Consider the following 21,342-nt stretch of genomic DNA (forward strand, 5'->3'; position numbering starts at 1 on the left):
ATGAGAGTGGGACAGAAATCGGTAATTCGTTAGAATTCGATTTCGTCGTCTCACCTCCGCACAGTTGAGTAGGGCTGTAAAAGCTGATGAAATCAGCGTAGTAGAGCCCACTCAACCACTGCGTCTTGCTCGACAATACAAAGACAATTGAGAGGCTAGGACTTTTGTCCCAGCCTCATCTTTCTTATGAAAACATGTTGATTATGCGGAAGAGACCGCTGGCAACTACCTTATCAAAAATATAGATCACAACAGCAAAGAATGCTGTGTATTCCATTACGGAAAGGAAATCAGTCCATCTTTCTTTACGGGTAGGCCAAGTTGTATCTCGTAGCAAAACGAAAACATCTTTAATGAATTTCACAACTATCTCCTATCTGGTTTCTTTATGCAGCGTATATTTACTGCAGTGTTTACAATATTTATTCACTTCTAGACGCGTAGGTTTTGGAGTGCTACTAAGTTTGATTGAGTAGTTTCGTGACCCACAAACTGTACACGCTAGACTCGCTTTTTTTAATGCCATGACGCCTCCATTCCCCTTATTATAGCAGTTTTCTACTTCTTTGACAAGCTGTTTAGACGATTAATGGAACCAGCCAGTAATGGTATCCCAGAGATTTTTGGCTTTTTCAGTAATCCCAGACTCATCGATAGCTTTCTTGGCATCATCTACCAGGTTTTGCGCCCGCTCCTGGACATCTTTCAGGAAGTCTTTATTTTCGCTAGTCGTATTCGTTTGACCAGTTCCGTAGGTATCGACCGGGGAAATCCCATTTTCAGCATAGGCATTTTTCTCACCCGAGAAGGAAGTTCCTTCCGTATAAGGCAGGATAGTGTTGGCTACATTACGGAAAATAGCCGAAGCTTCATTGGCACTTGTACCAGTCAGATAGTGAGTTTCATCCGTCTTAGGGAAGCCCAGCCATTGGCTGATAACCACATCTGGTGTGTAACCGATGACCCACTGGTCTCCTGACAAATCAGGGTTAAAGTCAGTCTCTGTCGTTCCTGTCTTTCCAGCCATTGTATAGCCATACGGAGCTGCATAGACTCCCGTTCCGTTTGAGAAAGTTCCCAGCATCATGCTGGTCATCTTTTCTGTGGTTGAGCGATTGAGAACGCGGGTAGAAGTCTGCCGGTGGGTTTTAACAACCTGACCACTAGCATTTTCTATCTTGGTGATAAGATGGGCATCATTCATAACTCCATCATTCGCAAAAACTGAATAGGCTTGAGCCATCTGAAGTGGATTGGTCGTCACTCCGCTTCCCAGAGCCACACCTAGATTCTGTTCTACCTTATCCATATTAAGCCCAAACTTTTTGCCGTATTCAAAGGCCTTGTTCACGCCTAATTCATCCACTGTTGAAACCGCGGGAATATTGAGGGATTCAGCCAAGGCTTGATACATTGGAACCGTCGGTGAACTTTGGATATTGCCGTAGTTATTGACCTTATAGTCACCAAAAACTGTCCGACTATTATCTAGTTCCTTATTCGTTGACCAGCCGGCTGCTATAGCTGGGCTGTAGGCCACCAAAGGCTTGATGGTTGAGCCTGGACTACGAGCAGACTGAGTCGCGTAGTTGAAAGTGCGAAAAGCAGAGCCATCAGCACTGTTGACACGACCAACCAGAGCCCGAACACCACCCGTCTTAGGATCCAGCGCTACGCTTCCTGACTCGGCCCTCGTTCCGTCTTCAGCCTGCGGGAAGAGATCAACATTGCTATAGATGACCTGCATGCTGGCTTGGTAATTTTGATCCAATTCGGTGTAAATCCGATAGCCGTTGTTGACGATTTCTTCTTCCGTCAGACCGTAATCATTGACCGCTTCATTGATAACTGCATCAAAATAAGATGGGTAGCGGTAGTCTTCTGACTTGCCCTCATAGGCATCGACTAGCTGGCCTCCAATGCCAACCGTCGCAGCCTGATCCGCCGTTGCCTGATCAATATAACCTGCCGCCACCATATTTTGAAGAACGGTGTCACGACGGTTGGTCGCATTCTCAATCGAATACAGGGGATTATATAGCTCTGGTCCTTTGAGCATACCAGCTAGAACCGCTGATTGATCCAAACTGAGCTGGCTGGCAGATACACCAAAATATTTCTTGCTGGCATCTTCCACGCCCCAAACGCCATTTCCAAAATAAGAGTTATTGAGGTACATGGTCAGGATTTCCTGTTTGCTGTATTTTTTGTTAATTTCCAAAGCTAGGAAAAATTCCTTGGCCTTCCGCTCAATGGTCTGATCCTGAGAAAGATAGGCATTTTTGGCCAACTGCTGCGTGATAGTCGAGCCACCGCCAGAGCGACCCGCAGTTAAAATGGCTAGAAAGAAGCGACTGTAGTTAATCCCGCCATTCTTATAAAAAGAACGGTCTTCTGTCGCAATAACAGCGTTCTGTAAGTCCTGACTAATCGCGTCTAATTCGACATAAGTTCCCTTTTGCCCAGACAAGCTGCCCGCTTCATTTCCATCCTTATCATAGATCAAGGTCGTGGCTTTAAGAGCATTCTGCAAGTCTTTGACATTGGTCGTCTTAGCTACATAAAAAAGATAGCCACCGACCACCAGACCAAAGGTCAAGCCGAGAATCAAGAATATCTTGGTCAGATGAAACCTGCGCCAAAAGCGACGGAAAGGATGTTGAGACAGGGGCTTCTTCCGATTCTTACCAGACCGGCTATAGCTAGGCTCAGGCGTCTCACCCTCCAGCTCCTCAGCAACTTTCTTCTGAGGATGATCCGTTTTAAACAGATTGACTAATTTTTCAAATATATCATTTAATTTCTTCATAAAACATATTTTATCACCTTATCCATGCAGACACAAGGCACGACTCCGCTACTTGCTACTCCTTTTAGCTTTCTTTAAGGAAATAGCAGATCAGCTTTCCCCTTTCCAACGAAGCATTTCCAAATGGACTAGTTTTTGCTACAATGAAAACATGAAATTTACTATTACCATCCCCGCAAGCCTGCCTCCGATGACTGTCAAAGAACTGCTAGAAGAGCAGCTGCTCATCCCACGAAAGATTCGTTACTTTCTCCGAACCAAGAAACACATTTTGGTCAACGGTGAGTCCATCCATTGGCAAACTTTGGTCAAGCCTGGTGACAGCATTCAACTGACCTTTGACAAAGAGGATTATCCAGAAAAAGAACTCCCCGCTGGCCAGCCTCATCTGGTCGAGGAGCTCTATCAGGACGAGCATCTCATCATCGTCAACAAGCCAAACGGCATGAAAAGTCACGGCAATGAGCCGACAGAAGTCGCTCTGCTCAACCATGTATCAAGCTATGTCGGACAAACCTGCTATGTCGTCCACCGACTGGACAAAGAAACAAGTGGCGCCATCCTGTTTGCTAAAAATCCCTTTGTCCTCCCCATTCTCAACCGCCTCTTGGAAAACAAAGAAATCTCCCGCGAATATTGGGCCCTTGCTCAAGGAAAATTTCCCAGCAAAACTATCGTCTATAAAGATAAAATCGGACGCGATCGCCATGACCGAAGGAAACGCCTCGTTGATCCGAAAAAAGGGCTCTATGCCGAAACTCATGTGACCCGACTCAAGGACTTTGGCAATACGACTCTGGTCAAATGCCAATTGAAAACAGGACGGACTCACCAAATTCGTGTCCATCTCGCCCATCACGGCCATCCCATCATCGGCGATCCTCTCTACCATCCTCAACCCCAAGGTCGCCTCATGCTCCATGCCCACCGCTTGACATTGACTCATCCATTTACCCTAGAAACCATCAACGTGGAAGCACCGTCAGAGAGTTTTGAAGCAGAAATCAAACGGCACAAAAGCAAATCTAAAAAAGATAGCTAACCAGATAACCGATTCCCCAAGACTTATACTCCACATCGCCAACTAACCACAATTCTTTCAAAAGCCAGATTTTCCCCAAAAGACGATTTCCTACCGGACATCGTCTTTTTCTTCTCCTCTAGTTAGCAACTTAGCACGCTAGATACAAACAAGCATCTACCCATTCTTTATAGGTCATCTACCTTGTGCCAAATTGATTTCCAGTCCATACTTGACTATTAGTTCTTACTGCTGCAAGCCCCGACCCGCTTTGAATCATCCTATCTGACCAAAGAATAATCACAAAGTCACAAGAAAAAGCTCAGCTAGGCCGAGCTTTTTGATTATTGATTTTTAAAGCGTTCTACATCACGCGCAATGACTAACTCTTCATCTGTCGGGATAACCAGAACTCTGACTTTAGCAGCTTCTGTTGAAATATCTCCTGTAGCACCAAAGAAATTCTTCTCTGGATCGACATCGCAGCCAAACCAAGAAATTCCTTCGATAACCATGCGACGGATGGTCACAGAGTTTTCACCAATACCAGCTGTAAAGATAATGGCATCTGCTCCATTTAAAACAGCTAAATACTGACCAATGTATTTTTGAATGCGATCCACAAAAATTTCATTTGCCAATTGTGCCTTTTCATCACCTGCACGCATAGCTTCATGAATATCGCGCATATCACTTGATTTCTCAGAAACGCCCAACAGTCCAGATTCACGATTCAGAATTCGACTGATATCTTCTGGCGTGTTAAAATCATCTGTATGTTGCATCAAGTATGGAATAATCGCTGGGTCGATGTCACCTGTACGTGTTCCCATCATAACTCCACCAAGAGGAGTGAAGCCCATAGAAGTATCCACTGAGCGCCCCTTATCAACTGCTGTGATAGAAGCACCGTTTCCGATGTGGCAAGTGATAAGTTTCAATTCTTCAATCGGTTTACCCAAAAGTTTCGCAGCTTCGTGGGCTACATACTCATGGCTGGTTCCGTGTGCTCCGTATTTACGGACCTGATTTTCAGTGTAGTACTTGGTTGGCAATGGGTAGCGATAAGCTTTTTCTGGCATGGTTGTGTGGAAAGATGTATCAAAAACAGCCACACTAGTGATGTCTGGAAGAAGTTGCTTGAAAGCACGGATACCTTCCGCATTAGCAGGATTGTGTAAAGGAGCTAGTAGAGACAACTCTTCAATCTTTTCCAGCACATCGTCAGTCACAAGAGCTGATTCTTTGAAATACTCGCCTCCAGCTACGACACGGTGCCCAACACCTGTAATTTCATCGTAAGATTGAATAATTTCAAATCGTTTCAAATCGTCCAATAAAATTTTCACAGCTTGTGTATGATCAGCAATATCTAAGGTTTGGCGTTCAGAACGACCATCAAATTTAACCGTAGAAATTGAGTCCTTGAGACCAATCCGCTCAATCAAACCTTTAGCCAGCACCTTTTCTTCTGGCATTGAATAAAGTTGCCATTTTACACTCGAACTTCCAGCATTAATAGAAATAGTTTTTGACATCTCGTCACCTCTTTAAGCGTTTTCAAACTATTATATCAGAAATTTGTTCGAATTTCACTAACTTTGACCCAGTTTTGAAAACTTTCACGAAACTTTAAGATTTCATCCTGACTCTGCAAGTCCTGCAAAGGGTAGATAAACGGCTGGGTGTCTGATTCGCCTTGTTTTTTCAGTACAAATATCGACTTAGCATTCTGTCGGCTCGCGAAAATCTTCTCTGGCAGGGAAATCATTGCCAAGAGCTGAGCGCTAGACAGTAGCCATTTTTTCAGCAGGTGACTTTGTGGGCTCGTCAGCAGATTATTTGGGGCGAGAAAGATAGCATAGCCCCCCGGTTTTAAATATTTTAACGATTGTTCCATCAAGAGATGATGGGCGTAAGTACGCTCGTCTGGACTGGCAACCTCATAACGAGCCGCCACGGCATCATCTGGATAATAGCCCACTGGCAAATCACTGACAATCAAGTCGCTTTCTTTCAGAACCTGAGGCCGCACCGCATCTCCTTGAGCAAAGTGTGCCTTAGAATTCATGACTTCGGCAATGCTGGCAGACAAATCAATCAGCAAGTCGTCAATTTCTAGGCCCAGATAATCCATGTTTTTTTTTGTGTGGTTGAGCAGAGTCTCCGCCAAATTGCCTGTTCCACTGCCGATCTCCAGCAAATCGACTCTCTCGTCTTGGGCCAACTGGTCAATCAAAAAACTCAGCAAGAAGCCGACCGAATCCGGTGTGAACTGATGATTGGCTTGAAGAGGCTCTGTTTGAGAAGCCTTCATGAAAATAAACTGATAAGCCCGACGCCACTCCTCCTTGGTCAAATGCAGGGCACGAAGCTTGTCATTATTTTTCAGAATTTCTTGTAAGTCTGTATCTCCATCCAGATAAATCCCATTTTGCTCAATCAAGGCATCATAGAAATTAGTTCCTAGCGCATTTTGGATATTTTGCACATTTTCTAAAAGCAGGTGAAAAGCTCGTTCTATTTTTTCAAATTTCATGGCATCCTCCGTTGTCTTATGATACCAAAAAGAAGCCCTCTTTCCAAGGGCTATCGGATTACAAATCTTTTACATTTATATTAGTCGCTTCTCTTGTCAGTTGAAGGAGAGGGCGCTTTACTTTTTTTAGTATCTTTGGGGTCTTTAGCTTCTTTATCCTTCTTCTCTGGCTCCTTTTTACTCTCAAAATAGAAAGAATAACTCTTCTGATTGGCGAGTTGGCTACTGACCTCCAGCATATTTCCCTGCCTGCGATAATGGGTGCTCCCTTGGTCAAAGGCTAATTGCCCGTTCTCCTCTGTGGCAGTCTCCTTGGTCAAAACAGCCAAGGCATAGGCTTCTGTCTGCTCCCGATTGGCTTGAAAGAGACGCTGATTGGCCACCTGCCGGTTCAGATAAAATTGCAAGAGCAAGCTAAAGACAGCTGCCATAAAGAGAGCATAAAGCAAGATGCCTGCCTTAACTTTTATCTTGAACATGATAGACGTACTCTCTTTCTAAATTATTTTCAAACCGGAAGCGAAAGCGAACAAGGTCCCCCTCCTGACTGACCGGAGCAGCCTTGAGCCCATAGATCATGGGCTGATAGCCGCGTCCCGAAGCATCCGTCTTTCGGAAATCATCACTCCGAGATTTGCCCAAAGCCAGATTCTTGCCATCCTGTTTGACATAGATTTTGTCGTTTTCGACTCGGTCAAATTGGCTGCGCGATAGCTCCGTCTCCAACTGATCGACAAATAAGAGCCATTCCTGCTGCTTATTTTCCTGTTGATGTCGCAGTTCAAAAGCCAGAAGCTTGGTCATCGACTGAAAGACTAACATACCACCACTCAAGACCAGCAGGGCGACTAGAGTCTCCAAAAGTGTAAAAGCTTTGATTTTAACGTTTTTTAACACTGAGCACCTTCTCTTCTTGGTGATAGACGGTTAATTGCTGGTCTGTTTTAACCTGGCGGACTGTAATGCCGTTGACTGTCAAATTTTCCTGCCCCGTCTGCATGGCCATCCGAGCAACCCGTAGGACTTCCTCCTCCTGCAATAAGCGAGTCTGTTCCTGCCGCGACTGGCTAATCTGGCCAAGCAGGAGGCTGGCAATAGCCGCAAAAACCGCCATTGCCACCAGAGCCTCCAGCAAAATACTAGCCTCCATTCGTCGTCTTTTTAAACTTTCCATTGCCCATATAAAGCTGGTAAACAACCTTTTTATCCTCCGTTTGAAAAACAATCTTGCTGAGCGAAGAATTCCCGCCAGCCTGATCAAACTGAATGGTCTGAAGAGCATGTTCCTGCAAAGTCTTGGGAAACTCCACCTGCTGATAGCCGTTGGAGATATTGCGCTCCGAAATGGTCAATTTGATCTTTTCATGTCCAGCCATACTTAGCTTTTGGCTCTCCTGATAAAGATGCTCAAATTCCATGAAAAACAGCTGCTCCTGCACCTGATTGAAACCAGCCTGAACAGAGCCAGATAGACCTAATAAAATGAAACTGACTACAAATAAAGCCAAGAGACTTTCCAGCAGCGTAAAAGCCTTAATCCGCAACTGCACGAGCTTCACTGCTGTTTTTTCCATAGTAGGCCTTATAAGATTCGACTTGCTTATCGGTAATCCGACCATCGGCAACCAATTTCCCTAGAGTGGCTTTTTCATTAACATTCTTCAATTCATAAAGCTCAGCCTGACTTTCTACGACCTTGACTACAGCCGCATTGCCTGTATCTGAAACAGCATCCTTCTGCTTAGTCAAATTCGGGACAAACAAGAGCATCAAGACGCTGATGATGAGAAGAACGACTAACATTTCCACCAAAGTAAAGGCTTTAACCTTCAAAGCTTTTAATTTTTTCATAATTGAATCTCCATATTCTGATAAATTGGCAGCAACATGGCTGCATAAAGTAAAACGATCACGAGGGCGACAAAGACGAAAACGAGAGGCTGAATCAAATTCATGGCACGGTTGATTCTCAGGAAAAACTCTTCCCAAGTCTTTTCGGCATACAATTCCAATTCGTCACCCAACTTGGACTTGACCTCGCCGTATTCAATGATTAAGGCCAACTCTTTCTTAAAGAAGGGATAGGTGCCGACCTTCTCGGCGTAGCCCTGACCTGCACCTAAGGCCGTCTCCAAGTCTCGTCCCAGCTCCTGAAAGAGCTGAGAAGGCTGGTCCTGCATGATGAGAAAGATCTGGCTCAATTCCAGTCCTTGCCCAATCATATTGCCCCATTCACGCGCATAGTAGGCCGTCAGATAGGCCCGCACTAAGGCGCCAACAAAAGGAAACTTAGCCAAACGGCTGAAAAATCTCATCTTAGAGCTCTTGCGATAATAGAGCCAGCCGCCGCAAATCAGCAAGCAATTCACCAGAACGCCTCCCAGAAAGATCTGCGGTAGATAATGAATGAACTGAGTGGCCATATTTTGGCTGTCCAGCTGAGGCAGGAGATAGTTACGCAAGCCCAGCATAATCAGTACTAAAAACCCAAGCAGCATCAGGGGATAAGTCCCCACCTCAATCAATTTCTTACGGACTTTCGAAAGATTTTCTAGATAATCTTCGATTTTACCCAAACTAAGATTTAGATTTCCGTGCAACTCTGACAAAGATAGCTGGGTGACCACATTATCTGAAAATCCTAAACGCTTCATAATCTGGGAAAATGACTGGCCAGCAGCCAAACCCGAACGCATTTCCGCGACATAGGCCTCTTCTAAAAGGGCACTCCGCCGCAGAAAATCAACAATCTCCGCCAGATGAAAACCGCTGGTAAAGAGATTACGAAACAGCTCGATAATCTTCTTTTGCTTAGGCGTAGATAATTTTTTCCGCCTGCCTTTGATCAGCTGTGATATGTCCATCTGCAAAAAGCTGGTCAATCTGCTGGTTCCAGAGATTGGCTTCGTGCTGTTGATAGTCTTGGTTGACAAAGTCGATCACACCTCCTCCCCCGATTAAACGCTGGTAACAAACGCCCTGTAATACCATGCGCAGTTCGTCCTCACTGACACCCAGCTCTAGCAGCCGCTCATACACTCCACGAATGCTCTTAGCATGGATAGTTGAAAAGACCGTGGCTCCTGTCAAACTAGCCCTTACCACCGCACGAGCCGTTTCTTGGTCGCGGATTTCCCCGATAATCAAGAGATCTGGTCGGTGGCGCAGAGACAGCTTGATGAGGCTGTCGTAGGTCATCCCAATCGTTTCATTCAGTTGAAGCTGGAGCATGTTTTCCTGCTTGATTTCCACAGGGTCTTCGATAGACATGACCTGTTGTTTCCCAAATCTCATCTGAGCCAGCTGGTGCATCAGCGTCGTCTTTCCACTGCCAACTGGCCCTGAAAACAAATAAAGGCCACGAGAATTGACTTTTTTACGAAGATCAGGCAGATTGTCAAACCAGAAACGCAGCTCACGCTCCTCATCGTGTAAGAGTCGAATCACCAAGCTCTCATAGCCACGGTAATCGCCGACAGTTGATAGACGAAGCGAGACCGTCACATCTCCACAATCATAATCGCAGGAGCCTAGCTGGCTGCGCCTCTTCTCCCCGACATTCATGCCTGAGACAAACTTAAAATGGCTGATGACTGACGATAATAAATCAAAATCATAGGTCTGAATGAAGCGCCTCTCATCCCCCACCCGCATATAAAGCTCATAGCAGGTGCTCTTGGGAATCAGATAGATATCTTGGGCCGCTTCCTGCCTGGCCAATTGAATCATTTCCTTTGCAATTTTTTGAACCATAAATCCTCCTCACCTTACTATTCGCACAAAATGAGAAAAAATAAAAAAGAATGAAGAAATTTTCTCCATTCTTTGACTTCTATCCTATCTAGCCCGCACTTTTATTTTGCAAATACGGTGTTTTTCAGTGGCATTTTGCTTGCGGTAGCCTGGACGATACTTGCTCTTGGGGATCTTGCTTTCATTTTCTAACAAAAGCAGGGAGTGGTATTGCTGAATATCTTCATTGCACTCCTCACACCAACGTTGATCGGCCGGATCCCAGAAAATCGTCATAAGATCACTGCGGCTTTTATAAAGTGGCGATGCTTCAGACATCTCTAGCCAGCGGTGCTTATAGTATTTGAGAGCGGTGTAATAATCATCGAAATACCTTTTTTCAATGATATCATCCTCCCAACCATCTAAAAACCACCAGGGCTCATAATCGCCATACATTTCTATTACGCTGTACATACCTGTCCCCTTTTGTATCCTATATTATATATAAAATTCTTTGATAATGAAACTATTTTGCTCGTAGGCTCTATAATAGTTCGTTTCTCATCAAAGAAAGCAAAGAAACAAAAGGGAGTGTCGTTTTTGTGCTTATTTCCAATTCAGATGCACATGCTCTTTCATTTCCTTATAGGCCGTATCAATCCGATCTTTGGTCGCCTGATCCAGCTGATTGCGATATTTTCCACCCTCGATGAAATCTTCTAAGATAAGGGTTTGGTAAGTGTAAAGCGGGTAACCCTCTGGCGAATAAGTTCCCTTTTCCACACGGCTGACCCAGCTTGGATGCGCCTGAGCTGTTTTGATAATGGTCCCCTTGTCCGTCTTTTCAATGGTCACATCCATCAAGACGCCACGCTCGGTCCATTCAGCCGTGTCCACACCAGCCATGGTTTCAATCCGCTGATTAGAGATAAAATTCCCCATAGAGTAGATAATCAACTTCTTCTGACCATCTTTTTCAAGAATTTCTGAAGGCTGCACTACGTGCGGATGCCCACCAAAAATGATGTCCGCTCCCCAGTCCACCATCTTATGATAGAGCTCGACCTGCTCCTCATTGGGCTCCAGCTGATATTCGATCCCCGTCTGCGGCATTACTACTGTAATATCCGCTTCTTTCTCCGCCTGCTCAATCTCCGCCTTCATCTTCTCCTCATCAAAGGTGGATAGGTGATGATCAATCTCCTTCTGACTGAGATTGGACTCCAAGCCATTAAAGCCATAAGAATAAGCCAGAATAGCAATCTTGATGCCTTTTACCTCTTTGATCAGGATGGGCGATTTGTCCCTGTTTTTGTGAGTATAGACGCCGACTGGACTAATTCCGTGATCTTCAAAGGCTTTCGCAGTCGTAAAGACTCCCTCAAGCCCTGAGTCTAGGATGTGATTATGGGCCAGATCCACCACTTGGTAGCCAGCATCTTTGATGGCGGGAACAACAGCCTCCGGAGCGTTGAAAAGCGGATAGCCTCCCAAAGGATAGTCCGAGCGAATAGTTCCTTCAAAATCCCCCAAGACCAAATCACCTTGATGAAGCCAGTCCTTGACATAGGTGAAATTTTCCGAAAAATCATAGCTACCATCAGCCTTTTGGGCACTCATATAAAGCCCATCATGATACAAAAGGTCGCCATTAGCCATAATGCGAACCGTTTTCGAGTCGGTCTTCTTTCCTGATAGCGAGGAGGATTTAGGAACATCTTTAGCAGCATTCCTACCGCTTCCCTTTGGCATCCCCATGATGCTTTGGAAGAATAAAATGACAGTCGCTGATACAAATACCGCTCCCAGCAGGGCAAAGATAAAGGCACGGTTGCTTAATGCTACTTGTCGCTTGGTTCCAGATCTTTTCTCCATTTTGCCAACCTCCGTATTACTTATATTTTATCATAAATTATCCTCCCAAGGGAATAAAAAAGAGGCTGGGACAAAAGTCCTAGCCTCTCAATTGTCTTTGGATTGTCGAGCAAGACGCAGTGGTTGAGTGGGCTCTACTACGCTGATTTCATCAGCCTTTACAGCCCTACTCAACTGTGCGGAGGTGGGACGACGAAATCGAATTCTAACCAATTACCGATTTCTGTCCCACTCTCTAAATATCAGGCCGAGCTCGGCATCAAGGACTGCAAATACCAGCGGTAGGCCGCCCGATAATGATAGGCATTAAAAAACTTTATCTCCCCAATACCATAGCGCATCAAATAGTAAATCAGATAACGCAGATGCAGGCTTTCCCACTCCGTGCTAGCCTTTTGACAATGAGCATACTCAGCCTCAAGCTCCCTATAGTAATCTCTGAATTGATTATAAATTTCTTGAATTTCCATCATAACTCCAATCTTTTTGCTTTAACACTAGTTTATCGTAAAAAGAAGAGGATTAGGGGCAAGAATCTTAACTTGTCTCATTTAAGAGCTGAAAGGTAGGGTTAGGCACTAGAAAATGACATTTCAGGGAATATTTTTGACATTTGGGAGCTACAGTAGAAGACTAAACTCCCTCATAAATATGATTCAATATATTTTCTAACTCTAGAATATAAATGACTAGACTAAATTTATTCCTCTAAGATATATAGCATATTTAGTTAATATCTAGTTCTTTATACAAATTCTGTAGGTCTTCTAAACTATCGAGTTCATAAATATCATTTTGAGAAATTGGTTGTCTTTTTATATTTAAATTTGGAAGCTGTTCTAAAACAATATTATCCCAATATATAGAAGCGTATTCTCCTGATAAGAAACGTTCCTGAATAACAGCTTGCAAAAATACTCCATCCTCTGCGTTCCAATATGAAACTCCCGAAATAATAGAGCCACTTCCATCTTCTATTGTTATGTCGGTAACATTTTGGTTTTCATCCGTATGAAGAACCCATTCTTGTTTAAAATCGGTCTTATAGGCTGAAAAATAAGTAGAATGTTTTAAATTAGTCTGTAAAAAATTGTTAACTAAATAGTTATCTGCATCTATAACATAAGTATCTGATAGATATTCTTTTACTAAAAACATCGTATAAAAATTATTATAAACATCGTACTTATCGTTATGAATCAAAGTTACTTGGTATTTTTCTCTTAGAAATTCAAATTTTTCAGCCAAATAGCCTGTAACGACAATCACATCATCAATGCCTTTTTCTTTTAAAAAACGAATTTGCCTCTCAATTAATGTTTCCTCTCCTATTTCAATCAGAGACTTTGGAGTCGTTAAAGTAATTGGTCTGAGTCTAGTTCCCATTCCAGCAGCTAAAATAATGGCTCTCATTATAACCTACTTTCTTAATTTTAAATAATATTTACTCTTTTGATATAAAAACAGTCCCAACGATAATCATTATGCTGCACATAATTAACTTTAAATCAAACTGCCCACCAAGTAAAAAAATGCTAAATATAATAGCCCAAACAGAATAGGTAACATTCATTCCCGTAGCCTTAACAGGTCCAATCATATCAATAGCTTGATAGTAATAAAGATATGAAGTTGTACCAATTAATGCCAAGCCAGCAATTATTATAATGACGGGACGACTTATGACACTATATATGTTAAACAAAGGATGTCCTCCAAGTATAATAAAAAGGAAATATGCAATACTTGATACCCATTGCCGAATAAATAGTGCTTCTTCGGGGAGAACATCTTCCTTCATACCATATGCGCAAATTACACTTTCAGCTGCCCAACCACCCGCACAAATGCAAGCAGCTGTGAACCCCCAAAAGGCATTAGAATTCAAAGAATTAAGCTGTGAATAACCTAAGATTGTAATAGCAAGGACAGATAGAATCAGCCCAAACCAGCCTTTCGGAGTTAAATAATCTTTTAAAATAATAGCTCCTAAAACAGCTGCAACAACTGGATATAGTGCGGAAATGCTGGCAGTATATCCTGCTCCAATCGTATCAATGGCATATAAGTAAGCGCGCATTCCAATCGGTCCACCAAATAATGCTGCAAGCATTACAAATAATGCACTTTTATTTCGAAGTTTTGAAACCGTTGTTTTCAACTCACATTTAATCACTTGCCTAGTCGTTAACCACAAAGCAGAAAATAAATCATGAAAAAATGCTAACAATAAGGATGCTGCAACTAAGCGCTTATCTACTAGCGAAAAGGGAACAGCTAACAATACCCAACCATTTATGGTAGTATCTGCTCCCCACAAGACACCTGATAGTAATCCACTAAATAGTCCTTTGCGATAAGGATTCATTGTAAGTCCTCCGTTTCTCTTGATACAGACTCATATTTTCTGCAGCACGTTCAAGTCTGTCTCGTCCGTAACTGCCAAAATCATCTCCCCTACTCTCTTTAAAAATGGTCCAAACTGACCAGACAAAGTCCGAACAAATTTTATAGGCTAACATTTTCAACTCAATATAAGGAGGAAGGTCATTTGTTTGATAATAATTCTCCAGCAACTGTCGTTCTTGACTATCTGTAAAATTACATTCAACACTATGATCCGCCAAATCCCATACAGGATCATTCATACCAGAATATTCCCAATCAATTAAGAACATTCTTTTTTGACCATTTTTTACAAAATTTTCTGGTACAGTATCAATATGACATGGAACTTTCTCGATTCCCATTCTCGACAAATCAGATTCTAAAGCTAGAACTAATGGACGTAGTTCATAATATCCCTCGTAGTAATTAGCCGCCATCTCATTCGCTAATGATTCATATTTTTTTATCTCATGAAATACATTAAACTCATTATTAAATTCTAATCCCGAAGTATGCAACTTTCTTAATAAATCCGTTGTCTGTCGCATATTTCTTGGGTAAGCAGCAGTTACAGGATTAAGAGTTTCCGCCTCTTCAATGAAGCGACTGATTTTAGATCCTGTTTCAGAATCAAAATAGGCTGTTTCAACATCTAATCCTAAAATCTGACCAAGAGTACTATTTTCCTTTTCTGAAATTCTATCAATAAAACGTTCAGTGCCATTTCCTGCAATTCGGATAATGAAAGATTGACCATTTAAAACAACTTTATAGTTTTTATTAGTCATACCTCCAGCACTTTCTAATAAATCAATATCATCATCCATCACATTCATCTTTTCTTTTATGAAAGCTCGTACTGTTTCAAGTGCTAAACGCTTTTCTTTTTGGATGATTCTAGGATAGATAGTTTGAGTTACAAATTTTATCTGAACTTGCTCATCAATCTCTCCCCAAATGAAATCATCTACACGAACATAACCTAAACGGTAATCACGTGCAACATCCATCATGATATATTCATAATTAACGAGAGGATTCTCATTTTCGGAAAAAATTTCCAGCATTTTTTTAAAGAAAGATAGAGAAAATTTCGAAATACCAATCATTTCTCCATCGATTCGATTAAATTGATGAATATCTTTACTCATCTTATAAATGTAGCCATCATGTATTTCAACCATAGCTTCATCATAAGTTTTTCGCACACTAGTAATCAAGATACTACTAGTATCTCTTGAACGGAGTAATTGTGTTAAACCACGTTCTTCAAAAACTAAATCACCTTCAAGCAATATAAAATCGTCTTTTATAAACGATTGGGCAGCTGCTAATGAAGCCATTGTACCCGTCTTTTTGAATTGCTCATTAACAACTATATGAACTTGAGGATATTTTTTTTCGATAGGTAGGAGCATTTCTTTGGCGAACCCAGCAACTATTACAATATTAGTAATACCAGATGAGATTAACAGCTGAATGCCTCTATCTAAAATAGTTTCATCGTTCAACGAAATTAGACCTACTGGTACATCTATTTGTCGTGCTTGACCTGCCATTAAAATAACAGCATTCGTAATTGATTCCGCTTCATTACTCAAAGAAATCTTCTTTTGCTGTTCCTCCTTCAAGTATCTTTCCAAAAGCTTCAAACCTATTTCTGTTAGCTGATAGCTATTCTTCTTATTTTTTTCAATACGCAGATAATGCTCTTCCTCTAGTATCTTAATAATGTTATTAATTTTTCCTAAAGAAAGCTGAGTTTTTTCAGAAATCTCCCTTTGAGATAAATATCTATTTTGATTCAATTCATATAAGACTGCAAACAAATCATTCATATAAGACTCACCTTCTGTTCATTTTTTGAACAACTTAATTGTACCTCAATTTTATATGCTTGTCAACGGGAATATAGCTACATGAAGCTAAAAAATTTAGCCCCACATGCAATAGAACTAAATTTTGACTTTATAATATCTGTAATTGGTAAATATCAGTCAGAAAGTACGGAGACTTTTCGGCTCTATAATTTCTGTAGTGGGTAAAACCACAGTAGGGATTATGGAGCCTTTTTGAGTGTTCAAATGTCAAATTAAGTGCACAATTCCCCACAATCTTGACATAGTAAACGCCGTTTCCTTAGACAAATCAATGTCTTGTATCCAGCACACTCTAGATAGAGTATTTTGGATTCTTTTTGGAACTCATACTTAGCCATCTGACCAAGACAGCTTATGCATTTAGGGTCAGGGTAATAAAGACTAGAAATGATTTCCTTGTGTGTTACAACATCAACATAATCCAACATAGAGATGTTAAGGTCTTTGATTTCCAGTAAGTTTGTAATGAAATTTTTTGTTCCGTTTGAGTCTTTCTAATGATAGTTTTGACACTTTTCATTATAGTCATATGGGACTTTTTTTACGCTCAAAAGGCTCTATAATTCCTATAGTGGATTTACCCACTACAGATATTATATAACCCTTCTATTCACTATGGTTATTGATTTTGTGAAATATTTAATCATTAGCCCATTTTAAATCATATGAATGATGAGAAACTTGTTTTTCTTTCGGAGGCAGCTGCATATAATTTCCATATTCGGATCTTAAAATTTTATCATAATCTTTAGGAACCTGAAATAATTCCCCATTAAACTCAAGATAGTGACCAAAACTAAATTCATCATATCTAAACACACACTTCTTAGCATCAGCAGTCCCAGTTTCATAGGTAGCAATATAAGTACTTCTATCAAAATCGTAAAGACTATTATGGCTTGTCAACCTTTTCATGAAGTACCGACTCCCCATTACTTTGAAAGGAAGATTTTTTAACCACCTGAGTAAGCCCTTTAATTTAGGCATAGAGGAAGGAAATAATTTTAAACGAGATTTTTTCCAATATCTATAGAGTTTAAAAGCTTCATCGTAGTGATTCACAGCAGCCTGATAATCATTACCAGCACCATCCATCAAAAATATATCAACATAGACACCTAATGGGACAGTTTCAACAATATCATAATCTTGAATAAGAACTGTTCGAGTATCAACCACTTTAGGTAATGGTACTTGAAAACGCTCATCCGTATCAGCAGATATGAGTTTATAGTATGGATGTGGTTTGCTGTTTAAAATTGCCAATAATTTTTTGTAATCTTTCCTAGGCATCATAATATCAACATCATCATCCCAAGGAATAAATCCTTTATGTCTTACAGCACCAATCAATGTCCCATACGCTAAGTAATAGCGAATTTGATTCTCATCACATATTCTTTTTATAAACTGTAAAATTCCAAATGATAATTCTTGAACCTTAGCTAACGTAAACTCTTCCTTCATTTCTTTCCTTACTTTTTACCTTAATTTTTTTAATGTTCTCTTTTGAAAAAAGCGTGCAAGGGCCAACATAAATCTACTAGATCTTAAATATTTTTTCATAAACAATAATCTACTATTGTATAAGATCTCAAGTTGTTTACTCTTTTGATTTATCGTTTTATTAATACTGACAGAATGCTCGTGCTTATAATAATCATCCAAAATCAATAGTGATTTATATCCTTTTTCCTTAAATTTGAATCCAAGAGTTGTTTCCTCGCCAAACAAAAACATGTCTTCATCATAGCCATCAACTTCTAAAAACATATCTACATTATATAGTAATAAAGCACCTGGAACACAGTCAACATACTGCTCAGATTTATTAAAATCTAACACATGATTCGTTGGAAAAAAGCGAGCAAACTTCCCTGAATTTAAAATAGCATATTCAAATGATGTAGGAATTTTCCATGCTAAATCTTGTATTTGTTGATTATTAATATCATGCTGAATAGCAGATACTAGAGCTAATTGAGGTTGGTTTTCCATCGTTGAAATAAATCTTTGAATAAGACTATTAGAAAATACTACATCTGGATTAGATAAGAGAATATACTTAGCATTAAAGTGTTCTTTGATATATTTCGTCCCAAAATTGTTACCATAGCCATAGCCTCCGTTTTTATCAGTCTTTATAACAGTAATTCTATCGGAAACTAAAGATTGTAACTCAATATAAGAATTATCTACCGAACAATTATCTACAATAACAATATGATCAAACACAGGATAACTTTCAATACCTAGTACAAGTTTTCTTACTGTTTTTGCATCATTATAATTCAAAATCATGCAGACACAAGTATCTACCATTTATACCCTCCTTGCTATCTTCGCTTTTAAACGATATAATGTTTCGCTGGCTAACCTCTCTCTAAAAAAAAGAAGTGACAATGCATAGATTCCCATAAATATTACACCATAGACTACACAGGCAAAAAAATTCATTTCAATTACCATATTATACTTTATTAGAAGCAGTGTTCCTGATGCAACAAAAGTAGATACTAGAGAAATGAATACTTCTTTCATTTCTAAAGTTCGGGTGACAATCTCTTTTAAGACTTTCAAATGGACAGATAAAACTGCTAACTCTGCTAAAGTTGAAGCAATGGCCGCACCAATTCCTCCCAAACTAGGAATCATTAAAAAGTTAAATATTAAATTAACAATCACTCCTGCAAGTGCGCCAATAACTGTAAATTTCTCTTTTCCTAAAGGAATTAATAGTTGCCATGCTGTTACACTACTTAACCCTATGAAAATCAATGAGGGTAGTAAAAATTGCAACACGGGTACCGCAGCCAAGTAATCTCTTCCTGCTAATACTAAGATAAGCTCTTTCGAAAGAATCATAATTAAAAAACACATTGGTATAGCAGAAATGATGATAAATTCAAAAGATTTCCTAATCATATTCTCAAAATTTTCCTGCCCTTCATTTTTTAAAGCATATGAAATTTTTGGCAACATGACCGCTCCTAGAGCAGTAATTAAGCTTACTAAAATATTCTGTATTTTAATTGCTGCTGCATAATGACCTACACTTTCATTACCCTTGATAAAACCAAGCATGACTTGATCAAGACTTGTGAAAATGATAGTAGTCGCATTGTATAAAAACAATGTCATAATCGGAGCCAAATGAATAAGTATCTCATACTTTTGATTTTTTTTAAAACCTAAATCAACATATTTTGACAATTTTAATACGTTCAAAATATTTGAACCAACTGATGCAAAAACATTTATACCCGCATATAGAATGTAATCTTGTGGTTGATGAACGAATACAAACATTAAAATAATTGAAATAATTTTAAAAGAAATATTTCTAATGGTGATATACTGATATTGTTCGATCGCTTGATAGAACCACTCTACTCCTAGCATATTAAACAAGATTGTTAATGAGGTAACGAAAAATAATAGAGACTCATTTGAGAATTGTGAAATATTTATCACTAAAATAATAAATACAATATAGGCTAGCAGAGTACAGATGGAATTGAGTATCAGTAATTCTGTAACTACTTTTGACAATTTTTCTCTATTATCCCTAACCTCAGCACATTTCCGAATACCGTATGATGGAATCCCCATAGAAGCAAGTAATGAGAAATAGCCTACTACTGAGCTTGCAAAAGCAATTTTCCCATTTGCTGTACTGAGCAGAACCCTAGAAACATATGGAAATGTTATTAAAGGAAAAACAACTCCCGATATTTTTAGAATGATATTCATAAAGAAATTGTATCTTACAGATTTTACTTTAAATTTTTCACCCATATATCTCTTTTACTCTATCTTCCTCGTATATTTCACTCGAAGATGCATCTGAAACTTTTGCATCTAAAAAACTATAAATTGCTAAATAAAAGGGTACATCGAAAATTCGCTGTCTATCAAAAATATTCAGTAGCAAACATGAACCAATTAAATAGACTGTTAGACCAAGTGCATATACTAAATAGTCTCTATTTACTTGTTTAAAACATTTTATTGTCACTTGAATAGCTTTCATAAATAGGAAACCATGTGTCACTATCGTAAATAAGCCAATTTGAATAACAGTTCCTAATAAGCCCAAATCATCCAGATAATAGATGCTCCATTGATTTCTAGCCATTAGAGCATCTACTGTCATGTTACCTTTGATTAAAAAACCTAATCCAAAATAGGCATTCTTTTGAGCCATAATAGACAAATAATGCTCTATCCCCTGAAATCTAACCGCTGTTGATGCTCCATATTGACCACTAGTTGAGATTTTATCTACAAAGGTTTCTAATAATTGAGAATTAAATATCAACATTCCAAACAGGCATATAAACAAGAGTGTTTTTAACAAAAAACCGCCTTTTGTCTTAGTTTTATAAAAACTGTATATCGCACCGACTGTTAAAACAGAAATAAAAGTCTGAAAGCGAACACGCGTAACAACTAGTAGAAATAAAATCATGAAAGCTAAGAGGCATTTATAAATCAATCCCTTCATTCTGTTATTTAAAGATTGAACTGCAACAAAGACTAGAGTTATCCCATAAAGCATACCGGATTCTATTCTCTGAAAACCATCTCTAATCCATTCTTCATACTGGAATAACAGTCTTGAAAAATAAATCTGTCCTTTAAAGTTATACATTCCCCAACTAAACATCCGTATGAGCAACATAAATAAAACAATTTTAGAAATAAGCGATAAATATCCCTCGATTGAATCATCCGTATGGAATATAAAAATAATTGGAAAAGCTGCTATAGGCAACAAGTACTCTAGTAAAATACCTTTAACCAGTTGATCCCACGAATAACCATAAGTCATGCGGGAAAAGTACACCATAATAATAATTACTAAAATATAGAGTAAAAAATATTGATTTAAAAACTTGAATTCTCTTTTCAATTCAGTATTTTTATCCGATAGTATAGGAATACAAAGTAAAATCGAAACTAGTATGATAATGATTCTTTGAGCAGAGCTCCCAATTATCTCAATAGGAAAAAGCAGAGGGACTCCTACCATAAAGGCTACAAAGATTACAACAATTGCCTTATATAAAGATGATAGTTTGACCATTGATAA

Annotated in this window: 23 protein-coding genes and 1 pseudogene; 1 reads left to right on the forward strand and 23 read right to left on the reverse strand. The window is 39.7% G+C overall.

Annotated elements, in window-relative coordinates; genetic code table 11:
- Positions 1-184: 184 nt before the first annotated feature.
- Genes secE through pbp2a form a run of 3 tightly spaced genes read right to left on the reverse strand, consistent with a single transcriptional unit; the run spans position 185 to position 2,809 of the window.
- Entirely contained in the window at positions 185-364 is a 180-nt protein-coding gene (gene secE, locus D8797_RS01975) for a preprotein translocase subunit SecE (protein WP_005592084.1), read from the reverse strand.
- Positions 365-373: 9 nt separating this feature from the next.
- Positions 374-526, reverse strand: coding sequence for a 50S ribosomal protein L33 (rpmG, locus tag D8797_RS01980; protein WP_015605910.1), 153 nt, complete (start codon positions 524-526; stop codon positions 374-376).
- A 60-nt stretch (positions 527-586) separates the two neighbouring features.
- A complete protein-coding gene (gene pbp2a / locus D8797_RS01985) occupies positions 587-2,809 on the reverse strand; it encodes a penicillin-binding protein PBP2A (RefSeq protein WP_125379049.1) in 2,223 nt (740 codons plus the stop codon).
- A gap of 151 nt (positions 2,810-2,960) precedes the next feature.
- Here pbp2a and D8797_RS01990 point away from each other — a divergent pair, with 151 nt between their 5' ends.
- Complete coding sequence (locus D8797_RS01990; RefSeq protein ID WP_125379050.1) at positions 2,961-3,851, forward strand: RluA family pseudouridine synthase; 891 nt, start codon at positions 2,961-2,963, stop codon at positions 3,849-3,851.
- A gap of 323 nt (positions 3,852-4,174) precedes the next feature.
- Here D8797_RS01990 and D8797_RS01995 read toward each other — a convergent pair whose 3' ends face one another.
- From D8797_RS01995 to D8797_RS02095, 20 genes and pseudogenes are all read right to left on the reverse strand, one after another.
- Entirely contained in the window at positions 4,175-5,368 is a 1,194-nt protein-coding gene (locus D8797_RS01995; protein WP_125379051.1) for an acetate kinase, read from the reverse strand.
- A 35-nt stretch (positions 5,369-5,403) separates the two neighbouring features.
- On the reverse strand, positions 5,404-6,369 hold the full coding sequence (locus tag D8797_RS02000) for a class I SAM-dependent methyltransferase (RefSeq protein ID WP_125379052.1): 966 nt from the start codon (positions 6,367-6,369) through the stop codon (positions 5,404-5,406).
- 80 nt (positions 6,370-6,449) lie between these two features.
- Positions 6,450-6,848 (reverse strand): competence type IV pilus minor pilin ComGG, encoded by a 399-nt coding sequence (gene comGG, locus D8797_RS02005; RefSeq protein WP_125379053.1) that lies wholly within the window; start codon positions 6,846-6,848, stop codon positions 6,450-6,452.
- Positions 6,829-7,266 carry a competence type IV pilus minor pilin ComGF gene (gene comGF, locus D8797_RS02010; protein ID WP_125379054.1) on the reverse strand — a complete coding sequence of 146 codons (438 nt, stop codon included), beginning with the start codon at positions 7,264-7,266 and terminating at the stop codon, positions 6,829-6,831. The genes comGG and comGF overlap by 20 nt, the downstream gene beginning before the upstream one ends.
- Complete coding sequence (comGE, locus tag D8797_RS02015; RefSeq protein ID WP_185774100.1) at positions 7,250-7,543, reverse strand: competence type IV pilus minor pilin ComGE; 294 nt, start codon at positions 7,541-7,543, stop codon at positions 7,250-7,252. Before comGE ends, comGF begins: the two co-directional genes overlap by 17 nt.
- A complete protein-coding gene (gene comGD / locus D8797_RS02020) occupies positions 7,509-7,943 on the reverse strand; it encodes a competence type IV pilus minor pilin ComGD (protein WP_125379056.1) in 435 nt (144 codons plus the stop codon). Before comGD ends, comGE begins: the two co-directional genes overlap by 35 nt.
- On the reverse strand, positions 7,903-8,220 hold the full coding sequence (comGC, locus tag D8797_RS02025; protein ID WP_125379057.1) for a competence type IV pilus major pilin ComGC: 318 nt from the start codon (positions 8,218-8,220) through the stop codon (positions 7,903-7,905). Before comGC ends, comGD begins: the two co-directional genes overlap by 41 nt.
- The gene (comGB, locus tag D8797_RS02030; RefSeq protein WP_125379058.1) at positions 8,217-9,233 is read right to left on the reverse strand and encodes a competence type IV pilus assembly protein ComGB; all 1,017 of its coding nucleotides are present in this window, start codon (positions 9,231-9,233) and stop codon (positions 8,217-8,219) included. Before comGB ends, comGC begins: the two co-directional genes overlap by 4 nt.
- Entirely contained in the window at positions 9,181-10,122 is a 942-nt protein-coding gene (gene comGA / locus D8797_RS02035) for a competence type IV pilus ATPase ComGA (protein WP_125379059.1), read from the reverse strand. Before comGA ends, comGB begins: the two co-directional genes overlap by 53 nt.
- A gap of 84 nt (positions 10,123-10,206) precedes the next feature.
- Positions 10,207-10,578: a DUF1033 family protein gene (locus D8797_RS02040; RefSeq protein WP_061910210.1), complete on the reverse strand. Its 372-nt coding sequence runs from the start codon at positions 10,576-10,578 to the stop codon at positions 10,207-10,209.
- A 132-nt stretch (positions 10,579-10,710) separates the two neighbouring features.
- Complete coding sequence (locus tag D8797_RS02045) at positions 10,711-11,979, reverse strand: CapA family protein (protein WP_125379060.1); 1,269 nt, start codon at positions 11,977-11,979, stop codon at positions 10,711-10,713.
- A gap of 242 nt (positions 11,980-12,221) precedes the next feature.
- Complete coding sequence (gene comW, locus D8797_RS02055) at positions 12,222-12,449, reverse strand: sigma(X)-activator ComW (protein ID WP_185780833.1); 228 nt, start codon at positions 12,447-12,449, stop codon at positions 12,222-12,224.
- Positions 12,450-12,705: 256 nt separating this feature from the next.
- The gene (locus D8797_RS02060; protein WP_125379062.1) at positions 12,706-13,392 is read right to left on the reverse strand and encodes a sugar phosphate nucleotidyltransferase; all 687 of its coding nucleotides are present in this window, start codon (positions 13,390-13,392) and stop codon (positions 12,706-12,708) included.
- Positions 13,393-13,423: 31 nt separating this feature from the next.
- Complete coding sequence (locus D8797_RS02065; protein WP_125379063.1) at positions 13,424-14,347, reverse strand: DMT family transporter; 924 nt, start codon at positions 14,345-14,347, stop codon at positions 13,424-13,426.
- Positions 14,319-16,205 carry an NTP transferase domain-containing protein gene (locus tag D8797_RS02070; protein WP_125379064.1) on the reverse strand — a complete coding sequence of 629 codons (1,887 nt, stop codon included), beginning with the start codon at positions 16,203-16,205 and terminating at the stop codon, positions 14,319-14,321. The genes D8797_RS02065 and D8797_RS02070 overlap by 29 nt, the downstream gene beginning before the upstream one ends.
- A 263-nt stretch (positions 16,206-16,468) precedes the next feature.
- A pseudogene (locus tag D8797_RS02075) lies at positions 16,469-16,675 on the reverse strand (transposase family protein); the annotation flags it as partial.
- 211 nt (positions 16,676-16,886) lie between these two features.
- Positions 16,887-17,714, reverse strand: coding sequence for a LicD family protein (locus D8797_RS02080; RefSeq protein WP_125379065.1), 828 nt, complete (start codon positions 17,712-17,714; stop codon positions 16,887-16,889).
- Between the two features lie 15 nt (positions 17,715-17,729).
- Positions 17,730-18,569: a glycosyltransferase gene (locus D8797_RS02085; protein WP_125379066.1), complete on the reverse strand. Its 840-nt coding sequence runs from the start codon at positions 18,567-18,569 to the stop codon at positions 17,730-17,732.
- Entirely contained in the window at positions 18,570-20,045 is a 1,476-nt protein-coding gene (locus tag D8797_RS02090) for a flippase (protein WP_125379067.1), read from the reverse strand.
- Positions 20,038-21,336: a hypothetical protein gene (locus tag D8797_RS02095; protein ID WP_125379068.1), complete on the reverse strand. Its 1,299-nt coding sequence runs from the start codon at positions 21,334-21,336 to the stop codon at positions 20,038-20,040. Before D8797_RS02095 ends, D8797_RS02090 begins: the two co-directional genes overlap by 8 nt.
- Between the last annotated feature and the right edge of the window lie 6 nt (positions 21,337-21,342).

Source organism: Streptococcus cristatus (genome assembly GCF_003944225.1).
In the GTDB taxonomy this organism is placed as follows: Bacteria; Bacillota; Bacilli; order Lactobacillales; family Streptococcaceae; genus Streptococcus; species Streptococcus cristatus_K.